Annotated in this window: 18 protein-coding genes; 9 read left to right on the top strand and 9 right to left on the bottom strand. The window is 66.2% G+C overall.

Annotated elements, in window-relative coordinates; all coding sequences use genetic code 11:
- Positions 1–107: 107 nt before the first annotated feature.
- From BM060_RS18830 to BM060_RS18810, 5 genes are read left to right on the top strand one after another with little or no spacing between them, the layout of a single operon-like run.
- Positions 108–2297, top strand: a complete 2190-nt coding sequence (locus tag BM060_RS18830; RefSeq protein WP_074981840.1) for a bacteriophage T4 gp5 trimerization domain-containing protein — start codon at positions 108–110, stop codon at positions 2295–2297.
- A complete protein-coding gene (locus tag BM060_RS18825) occupies positions 2294–2923 on the top strand; it encodes a DUF2931 family protein (RefSeq protein ID WP_074981837.1) in 630 nt (209 codons plus the stop codon). The genes BM060_RS18830 and BM060_RS18825 overlap by 4 nt, the downstream gene beginning before the upstream one ends.
- 12 nt (positions 2924–2935) lie before the next feature.
- A complete protein-coding gene (locus tag BM060_RS18820) occupies positions 2936–3568 on the top strand; it encodes a DUF2931 family protein (RefSeq protein ID WP_074981835.1) in 633 nt (210 codons plus the stop codon).
- Positions 3569–3594: 26 nt separating this feature from the next.
- On the top strand, positions 3595–3954 hold the full coding sequence (locus BM060_RS18815) for a hypothetical protein (RefSeq protein ID WP_074981833.1): 360 nt from the start codon (positions 3595–3597) through the stop codon (positions 3952–3954).
- A 26-nt stretch (positions 3955–3980) separates the two neighbouring features.
- Positions 3981–4718, top strand: coding sequence for a hypothetical protein (locus BM060_RS18810; protein ID WP_074981831.1), 738 nt, complete (start codon positions 3981–3983; stop codon positions 4716–4718).
- 883 nt (positions 4719–5601) lie between these two features.
- Here BM060_RS18810 and flgN read toward each other — a convergent pair.
- The 9 genes from flgN to BM060_RS18765 all read right to left on the bottom strand — a co-directional run bounded on the left by flgN (position 5602) and on the right by BM060_RS18765 (position 13303).
- Positions 5602–6042: a flagellar protein FlgN gene (gene flgN, locus BM060_RS18805; protein ID WP_074981828.1), complete on the bottom strand. Its 441-nt coding sequence runs from the start codon at positions 6040–6042 to the stop codon at positions 5602–5604.
- Positions 6039–6320: a flagellar biosynthesis anti-sigma factor FlgM gene (gene flgM / locus BM060_RS18800; protein WP_074981825.1), complete on the bottom strand. Its 282-nt coding sequence runs from the start codon at positions 6318–6320 to the stop codon at positions 6039–6041. The genes flgN and flgM overlap by 4 nt, the downstream gene beginning before the upstream one ends.
- Positions 6321–6391: 71 nt before the next feature.
- Complete coding sequence (locus BM060_RS18795) at positions 6392–6817, bottom strand: flagellar FliJ family protein (protein WP_009622775.1); 426 nt, start codon at positions 6815–6817, stop codon at positions 6392–6394.
- Positions 6814–8148 carry a flagellar protein export ATPase FliI gene (gene fliI / locus BM060_RS18790; RefSeq protein ID WP_043271849.1) on the bottom strand — a complete coding sequence of 445 codons (1335 nt, stop codon included), beginning with the start codon at positions 8146–8148 and terminating at the stop codon, positions 6814–6816. The genes BM060_RS18795 and fliI overlap by 4 nt, the downstream gene beginning before the upstream one ends.
- A gap of 2 nt (positions 8149–8150) precedes the next feature.
- Positions 8151–8846: a flagellar assembly protein FliH gene (gene fliH / locus BM060_RS18785; RefSeq protein WP_009622779.1), complete on the bottom strand. Its 696-nt coding sequence runs from the start codon at positions 8844–8846 to the stop codon at positions 8151–8153.
- Between the two features lie 7 nt (positions 8847–8853).
- Positions 8854–9897, bottom strand: coding sequence for a FliG C-terminal domain-containing protein (locus BM060_RS18780; protein ID WP_009622780.1), 1044 nt, complete (start codon positions 9895–9897; stop codon positions 8854–8856).
- Positions 9869–11551: a flagellar basal-body MS-ring/collar protein FliF gene (gene fliF, locus BM060_RS18775; protein WP_074981823.1), complete on the bottom strand. Its 1683-nt coding sequence runs from the start codon at positions 11549–11551 to the stop codon at positions 9869–9871. The genes BM060_RS18780 and fliF overlap by 29 nt, the downstream gene beginning before the upstream one ends.
- A 20-nt stretch (positions 11552–11571) precedes the next feature.
- Positions 11572–11898 (bottom strand): flagellar hook-basal body complex protein FliE, encoded by a 327-nt coding sequence (gene fliE, locus BM060_RS18770; protein ID WP_064582861.1) that lies wholly within the window; start codon positions 11896–11898, stop codon positions 11572–11574.
- Between the two features lie 13 nt (positions 11899–11911).
- Entirely contained in the window at positions 11912–13303 is a 1392-nt protein-coding gene (locus tag BM060_RS18765) for a sigma-54 dependent transcriptional regulator (RefSeq protein ID WP_074981821.1), read from the bottom strand.
- 503 nt (positions 13304–13806) lie between these two features.
- Here BM060_RS18765 and BM060_RS18760 point away from each other — a divergent pair.
- From BM060_RS18760 to BM060_RS18745, 4 genes are read left to right on the top strand one after another with little or no spacing between them, the layout of a single operon-like run.
- The gene (locus BM060_RS18760; RefSeq protein WP_074981819.1) at positions 13807–14646 is read left to right on the top strand and encodes a FliM/FliN family flagellar motor switch protein; all 840 of its coding nucleotides are present in this window, start codon (positions 13807–13809) and stop codon (positions 14644–14646) included.
- Positions 14643–15002, top strand: coding sequence for a flagellar motor switch protein FliN (locus BM060_RS18755; protein WP_074981817.1), 360 nt, complete (start codon positions 14643–14645; stop codon positions 15000–15002). Before BM060_RS18760 ends, BM060_RS18755 begins: the two co-directional genes overlap by 4 nt.
- Complete coding sequence (gene fliP, locus BM060_RS18750; RefSeq protein ID WP_074981815.1) at positions 14999–15754, top strand: flagellar type III secretion system pore protein FliP; 756 nt, start codon at positions 14999–15001, stop codon at positions 15752–15754. Before BM060_RS18755 ends, fliP begins: the two co-directional genes overlap by 4 nt.
- A 7-nt stretch (positions 15755–15761) precedes the next feature.
- Positions 15762–16034 (top strand): flagellar biosynthetic protein FliQ, encoded by a 273-nt coding sequence (locus tag BM060_RS18745; RefSeq protein WP_009622793.1) that lies wholly within the window; start codon positions 15762–15764, stop codon positions 16032–16034.

The raw sequence follows: 16034 nt of genomic DNA, 5'->3' as shown, positions 1-16034 counted from the left end.
GCATAGACTAGGTGCTGTCGCAGGTAATGAGGGTGAAAGTCGAGACGATTTTTTAACGCTCATTCCTCTCGCTATCTTGAGTTATTGCCACAGAAACTACATTCGGCATGGAAGTGCTGGTGGACTTCCTCGAAGGCGACCCGGACCAGCCGCTGGTCAGCGGTTGCCTGTACCACGCCGAGCACCTGCCGCCCTACGAACTGCCGGCCCACAAGACCCGCACCCTGTTCAAGAGCAACAGCTCGCCGGGCGGCAGCGGCTACAACGAACTGCGCATCGAGGACCGCAAGGGCCAGGAACAGATCTTCATCCATGCCCAGCGCGACTGGGACGAAAACATCGAGCACGACCAGAAGGTCCGCGTCGGCCACGAACGCCACGACACCGTGGAAGCCAACGCCTACAGCGAGTTCAAGGCCGAGGAGCACCAGACCATCCACCTCGACCGCAAGGTGGAAGCCAAGCTCGACGACCACCTCGCGGTGGCCAACAACCAGCACATCCGCCTGGGCAACGCCCAACTGACCCGCGCCGGCCGGGAAATCCACCTCAAGGCCGGGCAGAAACTGGTGATCGAGGCCGGCCAGGAACTGACCCTCAAGGCCGGCGGCAGCTTCATCAAGCTCGACCCCAGCGGCGTCACCGTGTTCGGTCCGCTGGCGAAGATCAACGCCGGCGGCTCGCCGGGCAGCGGTTCGGGCCTGCGTCTTCGCGGCCCCTGGCTACCTGCCGCAGCGGCCAGCGCATTGGCAGGCCAACTGCTGGCCCGCGCCCAGCCATCCGCCCTGGCCCAGGCATTGGAAGAGGCGGAACTCCAGGAAGAGGAGGAAGAAGAGGAACTGGAGGAAGCCAAGGAGGAAACCGGCATCACCCTGCGGATCGGCGTGTTCTTCGATGGCACCGGCAACAACCAGGCGAACGCCGCGCTGACCGCCCAATGCCGCCGAGACGACCGCGAACTCTACAGCGACGAAACCCTGCAAAGCGTCGCCCAGCACTGCGCCCGATATGGCTTCAAGGACATGAACGAGGCAGGCGTATTCAGCACCACGCCCAATAACAGCTATGGCAATGCGCCGAGCAATGTGGCGTTGCTCTTCGATCTGTATACGGACAATGCAACCGACGCACTGACACCTGATGCACGACTGGGGTATGTGAAGACATATATGGAAGGAATAGGTACCAGCAGCGAAGGTGATGATTCATTGTTCAGCCAAGCCAGCGGCCAAGGCGACTCGGGGGTGATAAGTCGAGTAAGGCAAAGCCTGGACAAAATTCGGCGTCAAATTGATTTTTTCCTACAAGTCAATCCTGGCACCCTAGTACGTAAACTGGAGTTCGATATCTTTGGTTTCAGCCGAGGGGCGGCAGCAGCACGGCACTTCGCCAATGAAATACTCAAGCCCCAGGGCGGGGTTTTGGCAGAAGCATTGAAACCCGGGCAATTCGGTCTGCCTGATAGCTTCGACTGGGAAACCGATGTACAGACCAACTTCATAGGCCTGTTCGATACCGTCGCCGCCATAGTCGCGCCTTGGCGCGGCGATTTCAGCCCAGCCAACCATCTCAACCCTGGCGTCAACCTCTACCTGCCACCAGGTTGCGCCCGCAAGGTGCTGCAGCTCAGCGCCCGCGACGAACGCCGCTGGAACTTCGCCCTGAACAGCGTGGCGCCCCATCACCAGGAAATCGAACTGCCTGGCGCGCATTCCGATATCGGCGGCGGCTACCTCCCGCAGGTGGAGGAAAAGGCGCTGCTGAGCAAGCCACAGGTCTTAGTGCTGACACCCAATCGCCCCCTGGAGCGGACTTCGGCCTGGCAACGCCTGGAGGCGGAAGCCTACAAATGGGAGACAGGGCGAATTTCCACCAGCGTGCAGGTAGCCCCTATTTACTGGAAAATCCCGGAGTCGCCAGGCGACAGATACAGCCAGACCGAAAAGGTAATGGTCGCTCTGGCAATTCAGCGCAAGGTATACGGGGACCTATCCAAGGTAGCCTTGCGGGTAATGCATAAGTTGGCAACTCACCACCAGGTACCTTTCGACGAAATCAGCGAGAAAACTCCCCATTTCAAACTACCAACGGATCTACAGCCCATCTCGGAGAAGATTCTGGCCTATGCCCTGGGCGGAACGAATACCTTAACCCTGGAAGAGAACCAACTGCTTTGGAGTCGCTTCATCCACCTTTCTGCCCACTGGACGCCTAACTCAGGGTTGCTGCTGAGCAAACCAGCACCCAACAAACGGCTGATATTCAATAACAAACCGCAGGAGGACTACCCGGAATGAAACCTCTCTGGGTAGGTCTACTCATCCTGACGCTGACCGGCTGTGCGAACGGTTATGGCCGCCCCAAGCTACCCTACGATGCCTGGTACATAGGCATAGCCGCTCCCCGCTATATGGAAGTCTGGGTGGAAAGCGTAGATGTGGTGGATCAACGAGGGCTGGCATTTGAACGTGTGCATGCTGGAGTAGCCGGCTACACCCGAAAGCCGGAGGGCTGGCATAACGGCGGAGGTTCGATGAAATCCATCGGTAATGTTGACCTCCCGGAAATCATCTTCGTGCGCTGGCAGTCGTTGGTAGAACCCCAGACCTACAACGTGCGCATCAACATCCCGCAATGGGTTCGCGATGAGATGGTCAAGCCGCAGCAGGCCTACTGCATAGGACGCAAGGTCTGGGAAACAGGCTACCGCGACAGTATTTCCATCGGCATGGCTCCCGGCGGCATCGCCAAAATATGGGTCGGTGGCCCCTGCCTGGCGTTCAAGGAGATCGGGCGCTTCCAGGCCAAGATCGATAAGCGTGGCCCTAATGAAGGACTGTCCGATGGAGAGTACTACCGGCCACCTACCGAAGCCGCTCGCAAGTATATCCAAGAACATGGCATTCCCTATGGATCATGGTGAAGGGAATCCCGCATGAAGAACTTCTACTTCTGTTTTCTCGTCCTGCTCCTTAGCGGATGCACGTCTTCTCAAGGCCGCCCCAAACTGCCCTACGATGCCTGGTACATTGCCATAGCTGCACCCCGCTTCATGGAAGTCTGGGTAGAAAGCGTGGATGTGGTGGATCAGCGAGGACTAGCGTTTGAGCGCGTACATGCAGGCGTAGTCAGCTATACCAGCAAACCGGAAGGCTGGCACAAGGGCGGAGGAAAAATGAAGCCCATCGGCAATGTCGACCTGCCGGAAATCATCTTCGTACGCTGGCAGTCGTTGGTAGAACCCCAGACCTACAACGTACGCATCAATATCCCGCAATGGGTTCGCGATGAGATGGTCAAGCCGCAGCAAGCCTACTGCGTAGCGGCCCGAAAAGTGGAACCCGACTTCGCCAAGATAATTTCCATCGGCATGGCTCCTGGCGGCATCGCCAAAGTCTGGCTTGGCGGCCCCTGCCTGGCGTTCAAGGAGATCGGGCGCTTCCAGGCCAAGATCGACAAGCGCGGCCCTGATGAAGGCAAGTCTGGCGGACGTTACGCATGGCCGGAGTTGGAGCCTGAATCCCGCGCCTATGTCGATAAGCACGGCATCCCCTACGGCTCATGGTGAAGCCACAACTCCACGGAAAAGGAATCATGAAAAAGTCACTGCTATTCGCCCTGGCGCTCCCTCTTCTATCCGCGTGCACTACGGACAAGCCCGACCGGGAAACACAAGCGCTCGCCGGCCTGTATACGCTGCAAGGCGTGATGGAAATGGGCTCGCTGCTGCGGCTGCGCGCAGACGGCAGTTTCGAAGGCAATGTCGCCTATGGCGCCGCCGATGGATACGCCAAGGGCACTTGGCGGCGCGTCGGTGGCAAGGTGGTGCTGAAGCCCAAGGCAGTCATCGGCCTGGGTGAACTGTTCCGCGACCGCGCCCTGCGCGTGGACGGGCTCTGCCTGCGCATCGCTGCCGAGGAAGGTGGCGGCTGTTACCTCCGCTCCCCCCATTGAATCCCCACGATACAAGGAGTCACGAATTGACCGCCATGGAAAAGAACGAAGCCCGGGAACAGGCACAGAAACCGAAGCCGTCCGCCAGGATGCTGTCCTTGCTGGGCCCCCTCGTCACCGCGGCGAGCCTGCCGATCCTGTACCTCAACGGCAAGGCCTATCACGATGCCTACCTGGGCTATTTCAAGCTCGAGCCCTCGATGTTTCCCCAGGACACCGCCTCGACGCTGATAAGCGCAGTCATCGGCTGGTTCCATGCAATGCTCGCCGGCCTGAAAGGGGTCCTCGGGCTGCTGGAGCAGCACTACGGCCTGGTCCTGGGCATGGCTCTTGTGATCGTGCTCATCATGGCGCCGATGAGCGTGATGCTGACCCGGCTGGGCAAGAGGCTGGACAGCCGCCGCAGCGCGTCAAGGCAGAACCGGCTGCTCTCGGAGTACGTCAAGGAGGCCGGTCTCTACCTGTTCTGGCTATTCACCGTCAGCTACAGCGTATTCGCGCTGATGTTCATGATCGCCCTGCTGCTGTCGCTTTCCATCTCCCCTTTCTACGCCATTGGCAAGAAGGTCGCGGCGGAGGACCTGAAGGCCGGCTTCGTCAATGCCCCGAGGGTCGAGCTGAGCGACCCGAAAGGCCGAAGCGGAGACTTCAGGATCATCGAGTGCTCGTCGATGTTCTGTGCGCTCTATGCCTCCGGGCGCGCCGTGGCCGTACCGGTTTCGGCGATCGACTGGGCCGAGTCCGACCTGTCCGACCGTCAGTGATACGGCCGTCGGGGCGCTGGCCAGCCACCTTGCCGTAGGCAAGCGCTGGGGGAAAACCAGGCGCGGTGCCTCCCTGGTGGCCAGGTAAAAACCGTTTTCAACGACGGATGATCGAGAGTCCGCGTTGCAGGCGAGCATGGCTTCTCGTAGGAGCGAGCTTGCTCGCGAAGGGTGTTGTCCGGTGGCTTCAGAGCGCCCTCTCCCCAACCCTCTCCCTGAAGGGAGAGGGGGCTGTCCTCTGCGCGCTGCAGGTTCGGCGTGATCCTGTGACTGCAGTTTGCTCGCGAACCTTGCAGTCACTGGGTTATTCCCCTTCGAGCCAGCGCAAGCGCTGTTCGCGATGGAGCCGCGTCCCGCGTTCGCGGGAATGACGAGGTGAAAGGACGGTGCCAGACCTACAAACCGCTCAGGACAGCCCCCTCTCCCGCTTGCGGGAGAGGGTTGGGGTGAGGGCGCTCTTGGGCCCAACACTGAAGCCACCGGGCAACACCCTTCGCGAGCAAGCTCGCTCCTACGAGAAGCCGTGCCCACCCGCAACGTAAGCGGACTCTGTCCACGATTGGATCAGGATGACTCCGGACTCTCCGGCAACTCAGGACGGCCCCCTCTCCCTCTGGGAGAGGGGGCCGTTCGGAGCAAGTTGGAAGCCCGGCCCACTCCTGATACCTCGAGCCACTTCAGCTGCAATCACAGGATTACGCCGAACCCACAGCGCGCAGCGGACAGCCCCCTCTCCCGCTTGCGGGAGAGGGTTGGGGAGAGGGCGCTCTTGGGCCCAACACTGGAGCCACCGGGCAACACCCTTCGCGAGCAAGCTCGCTCCTACGAAAAGCCAAAGCCCAGGCAAAAAAACGGCGCCCGAAGGCGCCGCGAAAGGCAAGCCTCAATACTCCGGCGAATACACCCCGTGCCCACCCTGCCCCGCCAGCAGTTGGCCGATGATCTCGTTGTGCATCGCCAGCAGGCGGCCGTTGCGTTCGTTGAGCAGGCGGCACTCTTCCACCTGCTCAGCCAATGCCTGCCAGTCGCGCTGCAGGGGCTGGCGGCCGGCGCCGGGGAAGTGTTCGAGCAGGCGCTGCATGCCGGCGCGGCCGATGTCCAGGCCGAAGGCCTGGAGCACCTTGGCGCGGCGGTCGGCGCGTTGGCGCACGGCTTCCACCAGTTCGCCTATACGGGTGTTGCTGCGGGCGATGGCTTCGCTGTCGCGGGCCAGCAGTTGGTCGTGCAGGTCCAGCAGCGCGCTGCGCAGGTACAGGTAGTCCGCGCGGTCGAGGCGGATGTCGGCCTCGATCAGTTGCAGCAGGCGGGCGCGTCTTTCGCTCATGCACCGCCGCCGTGGAAGTCGAGCATGCTGCGCGACAGCGCCCCGGGGTCGAGGGAGACTTCGCCGCGGGCCAGGGCGTCGCGGATCGCGGCGACCTTGTCCAGGTCCACTTCCGGCAGCGCGCCCAGGGCTTCCTGGACCTGCTCCAGCGGCAGCGCGCCGCTGCCGGCCGGCGCCTGGGCGGCGGGGCGGGCCGCTTCCTCGCGCTGGCTGCGCTGGGGTGCGGCGCTCTGCGCGGGGGCGCCGATGACGGGCTTGAGTTGCCGGGTGATTTCCATGTTCGCGTCCAGAAAAAAGGGGTTCTACCGACCGACAGGCGACCGGCTCGGCGAAGAACTTAAATGCTGCCTCATGCGCCCTGGCTCCGCCACCAGCTCTGCGCCGCCAGGCCGTCCTGGATCTTCTGCTCCTGGCGCGCCAGTTGCGTCTGCCATTGCTCCAGGCGCGATTCGATGACCTGCTCCAGCACCTTCTCGCCGCGCATGGCCTGCAGCAGCTCGCCCTGGATGCGCTCCAGCGTCTGCTCGGCCACTTCCAGCTCGCGCTTCTGCAGGGCCAGCATCCTGAACAGCGTGGCCTTGTACTGCTGCTGGTTGCCGCGCTGCAGCTCGGTGCTGGTGGGCACCACGAAGCCGCACAGGCGCGTCAGGCCGGTGATGTTGTTGCGGTAGCGCTGGCACAGGCCGCGCTGGTAGTTCACCCGGCCGAGCATCTCGCGCACGCGGTTGCTCCGCACGCTGGCCAAGCGGCGCAGGGTGTCGATCTGTTCCTTCATAGCCGCAGGGCCTGTTGCAGGTGTTCGAGGCTGGCGGCCAGGTCGGCGCCTTCGTTGACTTCCTGGCGCAGGAAGCGCTCCAGCGCCGGGGCCAGTTGCACGGCGCGGTCAGTGCGGGCGTCCAGGCCGGCGGTGTAGCCGCCCAGGGGAATGAGTTCGCGGATTTTCTCGTAGCTGCCATGCAGTTCCTTGAACTGCCGCGCCGCGCGCAGGTGCGCCGGCTCGCCGACCTGGGCCATGCAGCGGCTGACCGAGGCGCCGATGTCGATCGCCGGGTAGTGGCCGACGTCGGCCAGCCGGCGCGACAGCACGATGTGGCCGTCGAGGATGGCGCGGGCGCTGTCGGCGATCGGGTCCTGCTGGTCGTCGCCCTCGGCCAGCACCGTGTACAGCGCGCTCAGGCTGCCGCTGCCGGCCACGCCGTTGCCGGCGCTTTCCACCAGTTCGGGGAGCATGCCGAACACCGACGGCGGGTAGCCCTTGGTGGCCGGCGGCTCGCCCAGGGCCAGGGCGATCTCGCGCTGGGCCATGGCGTAGCGCGTCAGCGAATCCACCAGCAGCAGCACGTCGCGGCCCTGGTCGCGGAAGTAGGCGGCGATGCTGTGGCACAGCTCGGTGGCCTTCAGGCGCATCAGCGGCGACTCGTTGGCCGGCGCCACCACCACCACGGCCTTGCGTCGGCCCTCCTCGCCAAGGGAGTGCTGGATGAACTCCTGCACCTCGCGGCCGCGCTCGCCGATCAGCCCGACCACCACCACTTCGGCCTTGGTCTGCCGGGTGATCATGCCCAGCAGCACGCTCTTGCCCACCCCGCTGCCGGCGAACAGGCCGACGCGCTGGCCCTTGCCGAGGGTCAGCAGGGCGTTGATGGCGCGCACGCCGACGTCCAGCGCCTCGGTCACCGGGCGGCGCTTGAGCGGGTTGACCGTGGGCAGCTGCGCCGAGAGCGCGTCGCGCCCGCCCAGGCGGCCGCGTTCGTCCAGGGGTTCGCCGAGGCCGTTGACCACCCGCCCCAGCCAGGATTCGTCGATGCGCAGCGCGGCCTGTTCCTCGGCCGGGAACACCCGCGAGCCGGCGGCCAGGCCCACCGGCTTCTTGAACGGCATCAGGTAGGTGGTGTCGCGGTTGAAGCCGACCACCTGGGCGTCCAGCAGGCTGCCGTCGGCCTGTTCCACCAGGCAGCGCTGGCCGGTGGCGCGGCGGCAGCCGAGGCTTTCCAGCAGCAGCCCGGAGACGCGCACCAGGCGCCCGCTGACCTTGGCCAGCTGCACCGAGTCCAGCGAGCGCAGGGCCTGGTCGACGTCGAGGCTGAAGCTTTCGCCCAGGGCCATCGTCAGTCGTCGCCCAGCAGGTGTTCGCCGAGCACCTGCATGCAACTGTCCAGGCGTTGCTGGCAGCCGATGTCGGTTTCTTCCTCGGCGGTGAGCAGGCGGCATTCGCCCAGGGCCAGGCGCTCGTCGGGCACCAGGCGCCAGGCGGCGGCGCGTTCCGGCGCCAGCTCGCGGATGCGCGCGCATTCCTCGGGGTTGAGCAGCAGCTGCACGCTGTCCGGCTGTTCCGGCATGGCCGCCAGGGCCTCGTCGGCCAGGCTCAGCAGTTGCGTGGGGTGCAGCGTCAGCTCGCAGCGGATGACCTGCCGCGCCACCTTCTGCACCAGTTCCAGCAGTTGCTCGCGGCGCTGCGCCTCGAAGGCCTCGGCGAAGCGGCGGAATTCCTCGCACAGCCGGTCCAGCGGCTGGGCGGCGGTCTCGAAGACGCGGCGGCCCTCTTCGCGGCCTTCCTCGCGCCCCTGGCGCAGGCCTTCCTGGCGGCCCAGGCGCAAGCCTTCTTCATGGCCGGCCTCGCGGCCCTGCTCCAGGCCTTCGCGGTAGCCCTTGTCGCTGCCCTGCTGGTAGCCGTCGGCCACCGCCTTCTGCAGCTCGGCCGGGTCGCCGCCCTGCCATTGTTCCTGCAACGCCCCGCTGCAGCGCGGCGGGAAGCGGTACGGCCGCCAGTCGCGGGCGCCGCCGCGGATCACCTTGACCGTCATGGGCGCCTCACTCCACCGTCTGTTCGCGGAACAGCTGCAGCTGGATCTCGCCTTCGGCGGCCAGCTCGCGGACCATCGCCATGATGTCGCGGCGCACCTGCTCGACGCGGCTCAGCGGCACCGGGCCCTGGCGGCGCTTGATGGCGTCCATCTGTTGCGCCTGGCGCTTGGGCATGGCGCCCTGGATGGCCTTGACCAGCGCCGGCTCCGCGCCCTTGAGCGCCACCACCCACTCTTCCAGGGGAATGGCTTCGAGCAGCGCCTGCAGGGTGTCCTGGCTCTGCCGGGAGAGGATGAAGAAGTCGTACATCTCTTCCTCGATACGCTCCACCAGGCCGGAATCATGGCTGCGCAGCAGCTCGAACATCTGGTTCCGGTCGCCCTTGAAGCGGTTCATGATGTCCGCCGCCTGCTTGATGCCGCGCACCTGCGAGCCCTGGGTGGAGAGCACCGCCAGGCTGCGGTCGATCAGTTGCTCCAGCTCGGCGATGACCTCGCCGCTGACCTCGCTGAGGTTGGCGATGCGGTACAGCAGCTCGTCCTGGCGCTCGGCCGGCAGGCATTCGAGCACCTGGCTGGCCATCGACGGCGGCAGGAAGGCGAGGAACACCGCCTGCATCTGCGCGTGCTCGTTGGCGATGAGGGCGGCGAACTGCTTGGGGTCCAGCCATTCCAGGCGGGCCATGCGGGCGCGGATTTCCTCGCCGTAGATGCTGTCCAGCAGGCTGCGGGTGATGTCGCTGCCCAGGGCCTTGCCGAGCATGCCGGCGAGGTAGCCGCGGGAGGCGCCCTTGATGCTGCTCTGCTCCTTGTAGTCCTCGAAGAAGCGGCCGATCACGTCCGACACCATGGGCAGCTTGACGTTGTTCAGCCGCGCCATGGCCTGGCTGATGCTGATGATTTCCTCGCGGGAGAAGTGCCGCAGCACCCCGGCCGAGGTCTCGTCGCCCATGCTCAGCATGAGGATCGCCGCCTGCTCCATGGAGCTCATGGCGCGCCGGCGCACCGGCACGCGCGCTTCGTCAGCCGACGGGGTTGAGGTCTCGCTCATTGCGCCCTATCCATTGCTTGATCACTTCGGAGACCCGCTCGGGATCGTTCTTGGCGAGCATCTGCAGGTGCTCGATCTGGTGTTCCAGGCCCGAGCCCGGCGCCGGCAGGCGGATTTCCGAGAGCGGGTTGAGTTCGCTGAACACGCCCAGGGCGCGCGGCGCATCACCCACCCGCGCCAGCAGGCGTTCGCCGTGCTCGTTGCCCAGCAGCGTGCCCATGCCCTCCTCGCCCGCGGCCGGCGCCGGCTTGCGCTGGGTCAGGCTGCGCACCGCGGGGCGCACCACCAGCAGCAGCAACAACAGGCTGACCAGGCCGAACACGCCCAGGCGCACCCAGCCCTGCAGCTGGGCGTCGTCCCACCAGCGCACAGGTTCGTCCAGCGGCGCGGCGGCGACGAAGGGCAGCACCGAGAGCGACAGGCTGTCGCCGCGCGCGGCGTTGAAGCCCACGGCGTTCTTCACCGCCAGCTCCAGCTGCTTGCGGGTTTCCTCGCTCCAGCCACCCTCGGGGGCCGCGGCGGCGTTGATCATCACCGCCACGCTCTGCTGGCGCAGGTTGAAGGGCGCGTGCTTGACGTGGGTGATGTTCTGGTCGTAGTCGAGCTGACGGTTGGATTCCTTGCGCTGCGAGGTGGCCGCCTTGTCCTGGGTGTTGCTGGCCTGGGCGGCGCCGGCCTGGGCGTTGCCCTGGCCCTGCTGCGGCTCCGGCGGCTTGACCGGCGCGCGGTTGCTCAGCGAGCCGGGCACGCCCAGGGCCAGTTCGTCCAGGGTGCTGTCGTCGCGCAGGGTCTCGCGGCGCAGGCGCGGCGTGTCGCCGTAGCTCTGCAGCGTCTCTTCCTTCTGGCTGAAGTCGATGTCGGCGGCCACGCTGACGCGGTAGTTGCCCGGCCCGACGATGGGTGCCAGCACCTGCTCGACGTTGGCCACCGCCTTCTGCTGGAAGTCGTCCACCAGCTGGCCGTTCTGCTGCACCCCGCCCCAGGCGGCTAGCCCGCGGGAGAGCAGCACGCCGTGCTGGTCGACCACGCTGACGTTCTCCGGCTGCAGCTGCGGCACGCTGTTGGCCACCAGGTTGACCACCGCCGCCACCTGCTCCGGCTTGGGCCGGAAGCCCGGGGCCAGCTGCAGCATCACCGAGGCCTTGGCCGGCTCGCGCTGGCTGACCACGAAGGAGCTCTGCTGGTCGATGGCCAGGTGCACGCGGGCCTGCTGCACCCCTTCCATGGCCATCACGGTGCGCGCCAGCTCGCCCTCCAGGCTGCGCTTCAGGCGCACGTCCTGGACGAACTGGCTGGTGCCCAGCGGCTCGTCCTTGTCGAACAGTTCGTAGCCGGCCGGCACCGCGACCTTCACGCCCTTGGCCGCCAGCAACATGCGCGCCCGCGCCAGCTGGTCGTCGCGCACCAGCACCTGGCCGCTCTGCGGGTGCAGGCGGTAGGCGATGCTGTCGGCGTCCAGCACCTGCATCACCTCGGCCGCCGGGTAGGCTTCGCCGGCGCCGTACAGCGGGTGGAAGGCGCCCTGGTCGCGCCACAGGTACCAGGTGCTGCCCAGGGCCAGCAGCGCGGCGCCGCCGGCCAGGCCCAGCAGGCTCAGGCGCGGGTCCAGGCGCAGCTTGTCCAGGGGCAGGCGGTCTTTGATCTTCTGCAGCACGGTTCAGCCCTTGTGCGCCGTCACAGCGGCATGTTCATGACTTGGTCGAAGGCGGTGGTGAGCTTGTTGCGCACCTGCAGCAAGGCGCTGAAGGACACGCTGGCCTGCTGGCCCTGGACCATGGCGCCGGCGAGGTCGTCGCTGCGCCCGGCGTCCACCGCGGCCATGGCCTCGCTGGCCTGGTGCTGCTGGGCGTCGACGGCGCGCAGGGCGTCCTCGAAGGCGTTGCCGAAGCCCGGCTCGGCGCCGGGGGCCTCGCTGGCCGGGCGGATGGGCGCCGCCGACAGCGCGCGCAATTGCTGCATCTGCCCGAGCATCTCGCTGCGGGCCTGCTCGATGGGGTTCATGGCGACTCTCGTTTCAGAAGGACAGGTTCACGCCCTGCTCGCGCATGGCGTTGAGGCGGTAGCGCAGGGCCCGCGGCGTCATGCCGAGGCTTTCCGCGGCCTTGGTCTTGTGCCCGCCGAAGCGGCGGATGGTATCGATCACGTGCTGGTACTCGGCCCACTTGCCGCTGGCGCGCAGGGCCGCCTTGCCGCCCTCGCCCGGCAGCGGCACCGCCGCGGCCACGCTGGCCAGCTGCTCGGCCGGCGGCGCGAGCCCCAGGTCGCGCGGCTGGATGAACAGCCCGGCGCGCAGCACCAGGGCGCGCTGGATGACGTTCTCCAGCTCGCGCACGTTGCCCGGCCAGTCGTGGGCCAGCAGGGCCTGCCGCGCCGCTTCGGTGAGCAGCTCGGCGTGGCGCTCCTGGGGCGCGTACTGCTGGATGAAGCGCTGCGCCAGGGGCAGGATGTCGTCCTTGCGCTCGCGCAGCGGGCTGATGTGCAGCGGCAGCACGTCGAGGCGGAACATCAGGTCGGCGCGGAAGCGCCCGGCGCTGACTTCTTCCTGCAGGTCGCGGTTGGTGGCGGCGATGACGCGCACGTTCAGGCGGATTTCGCGCTGCCCGCCCAGGCGCTCCACGCGCTGCTCCTGCAGCACGCGCAGCAGCTTGGCCTGCAGGCCCAGGGGCAGTTCGCCGATCTCGTCCAGCAGCAGGGTGCCGCCGTTGGCCTGCTCGAACTTGCCCGGCTGGGCGCTGACCGCGCCGGTGAAGGCGCCGCGCTCGTGGCCGAAGAGGATGGATTCGAGCATCTGCTCAGGGATGGCGGCGCAGTTCACCGCCACGAAGGGCGCCTGCGGCTCGGCGGAGAAGCGGTGGATGTAGCGCGCCATCAGCTCCTTGCCGGTGCCGGTCTCGCCAGTGATCAGGATCGGCGCGCGGGTCTGCGCCACGCGCTGGGCCAGCGCCAGCAGGCGGCGCCCGGCGCGCGACTGCGAGACGAAGCCCTCGCCGGCCACCGCCGCCTGTTCCTGGCGGTGCAGCAGCGCGGCCAACTGGCTCTCGCTGAAGGGCGCCAGCAGGTAGTCGATGCAGCCCATCTCCAGCAGCTGGGCGGCCATTTCCTGGTCGGCGTATTCCACCACCGGCACCAGGCTCAGCTGCGGCACGCGCTGCAGCAGTTCGCCGATCTGCGGGAAGCTGCGCTGCGGGCGGCGCTCGGCGAAGACGAAGACCGGGCCACAGGCTGCGAGGTCGACGGCGTCCAGCCCGGCCGCGCTCTTCACCCGCAGCACGCGCCGGCCCAGGCGCGCCAAGCCGTCATTGAGCAGGTCCAGGCCGATCTCGCCGGCGCCGCCGACGATCACCACCTGTTGCGCCGCCAGGCTGGCTTCTTCATTGCAACTGGCCAATTGACTGAACTGTTTCAATGCAACTTTCCTGCGTCTGGACCGCCCTCGGGACGGCACTCGGTTATTCCATCGAAGCCATGGCGGCGATGAACTTTCATTTGCCGGCAGGCAGTGGCCGAATGAACTTCCGGCCGCTATAGGAAGGAATTACCGAACGCCTTCCCTTTTATTACGAAGGGGGCCTTAAGGAATGACTTTTTCCTGTCGCCCTTCAACTGTGCGAGGGAACTTTTCCAGCAGAACCTCGTCACAGGCGCAACGTTAACCAGCGCACACGGCGACCGCCGAGTCAGTTGTCGTCAAATCCGCTCAGGCGCGCGGGAATGACGATCAAAAACCTCATTTGATATCTATTGATTTAACCGCCAGGGCCCGCCTGCCTAGACTTCCGCCCCATCCGCAGGCTCTGCCGCGCGCCGAACCGGTGCCCGCGGCGAGCACCCAAGGTTCGCCCCGCGCAGCCCCCGGCCACGCACCGGCGAACACCTGCGCAGCCCCACTTCCGGAAGTCGACCCAACCCATGACTGGCCAATCCAAAGTCCACCACGGCGTGCCCTCGGAAAGACTCGTGCGCCTGCAGCCGCACAAGTTGGGCCGGCATTACCACAAGGTTCCGCAATATATTCGCGAGATCGCCCACAAGCATCCGCGCATCATCAGCGATTATTTCCTGCGTAGTTACCGCATCAACCTGGAACTGCAGAAAGTCGACGTCCAGGAAAGTGCGCCGCGGCCGGCCGAATGCATCTTCCGCTGCCCTTCCGGCAAGGTCGGTTTCGCCATCGACCGCCCGCTGCTGACCGAAGCCCTGGAGTGCTACTACGGCGGCACCTCGCTGCCCAGCCACGACACCCCGCCGATCAGCACCTCCGAGCAGCGCATGCGCAAGCGCCTGGGGGTGGACGTGACCCAGCTGTTCGCCCGCTCGCTGCTGCTGGGCGACACCTTCGGCGAGCTGACACCCCACGACAACGACTACGAGCTGGCGAGCTGGGAGTACGTGGCCGAGTTCCACTTCCTCAGCCACATCACCGGCAGCCAGGCCTCGCTGTTCATCTACCTGGACGCCGAGCTGGCCGACGCGCTCACCACCCGCCTGGCCGGCCCGCCGCCGGCGCGCCTGGGCGGCAGCCCGGCGCAGCACCTGCTGCACCTGCCGGTGCGCCTGGACTGCGTCATCGCCGCGCTGCAGATGCCGCTGGCCCAGGCCCTGCAGCTGCGCCCCGGGGACATCCTGCCGGTGCGCCTGCTGGAGCGCTGCGAGGTGCAGGTGAACCAGCAGAAACTCTTCCGCGGCACCCTCTTCGAAGAAGACGGCGGCCTCTTCCTGACCTCCCTTGAGAGCGTGAAAAGCCCATGAGCCAAGTCACCGACAGCGAACTGGACAACCTCCTCAACGACGCCGGCCTGGCCCTGGACGAGGCGCCGGCGGCCAGCCCCGAGGCGCTGGCCGCGCCGCGCCAGGACCTGAGCTTCTTCGGCAAGATCCCGGTGAACCTCACCCTGGAGGTGGCCTCCACCGAGATTTCCCTGAAGGAGCTGATGGAAGTCGACGCCTCCAGCGTCATCGTCCTCGACAAGCTGGCCGGCGAGCCGCTGGACCTGAAGGTCAACGGCGCGCTGTTCGCCAAGGCCGAGGTGGTGGTGATGAACGGCAACTACGGCCTGCGCGTGCTGGAACTGTGCGGCGCCGGCCTGGACGACCTGGCCCGATGAAGCGCGCGCGGCACTGGCTGGCCCTGGGCCTGGCGCTGGCCGGCATGCTGCCCGGCGTGGTGCTGGCCGCCGGCGGCGAGATTTCCCTGCTGAGCCTGAACGACACCGGCCACGGCCAGGAACTGAGCGTGAAGCTGCAGATCCTGGTGGTGATGACGCTGCTCGGGCTGCTGCCGGCCATGCTGCTGATGATGACCAGCTTCACCCGCTTCATCATCGTGCTGGCCATCCTGCGCCAGGCCATGGGCCTGCAGCAGAGCCCGCCGAACAACGTGCTGGTGGGCATCGCCCTGTGCATGACGCTGCTGGTCATGCGCCCGGTGTGGAAGGAGGTGTACACCGAGGCCTACGAGCCCTTCCAGGCCGATGCCATCACCCTGGAGGAAGGCCTGGGCAAGGCCAAGGCCAGCCTCAGCCGCTTCATGCTCGCGCAGACCGGCAAGACCTCGCTGGATACCCTGCTGGCCCTGGCCGGTGAGAAGATGCCGGCGGACAAGGCCGACCTGGACTTCTCCCTGCTGCTGCCGGCCTACGTGCTCAGCGAGCTGAAGACCGCCTTCCAGCTCGGCTTCATGATCTTCGTGCCCTTCCTGGTCATCGACCTGGTGGTGGCCAGCGTGCTCATGGCCATGGGCATGATGATGCTCTCGCCGATGATGATCTCGCTGCCGTTCAAGCTCATGGTGTTCGTCCTGGTCGACGGCTGGGCGCTGCTGATGGGCACCCTCACCTCCAGCATCCAGCCGTTCTGAGGCCGCCATGCTCACCCCGGAATACGCCGTCGAGATCATCGCCAACGCCGTGCACATCACCGCCATCGTGGTCTGCGTGCTGGTCCTGCCGAGCCTGCTCGGCGGCCTGCTGGTGAGCATCTTCCAGGCCGCCACGCAGATCAACGAGCAGATGCTCAGCTTCCTCCCGCGGCTGCTGATCACCCTGGGCATGCTGGTGTTCGCCGGGCACTGGATACTGCGCACCCTCAGCGACCTGTTCATCGAGACCTTCAAGCAGGCCGGGCACCTGGTCGGCTAG

Source organism: Pseudomonas citronellolis, assembly GCF_900112375.1.
Classification (GTDB): domain Bacteria; phylum Pseudomonadota; class Gammaproteobacteria; order Pseudomonadales; family Pseudomonadaceae; genus Pseudomonas; species Pseudomonas citronellolis.
Note: the sequence above shows the minus strand (reverse complement) of the source record. Positions and strands in the feature narration are given on the sequence as shown.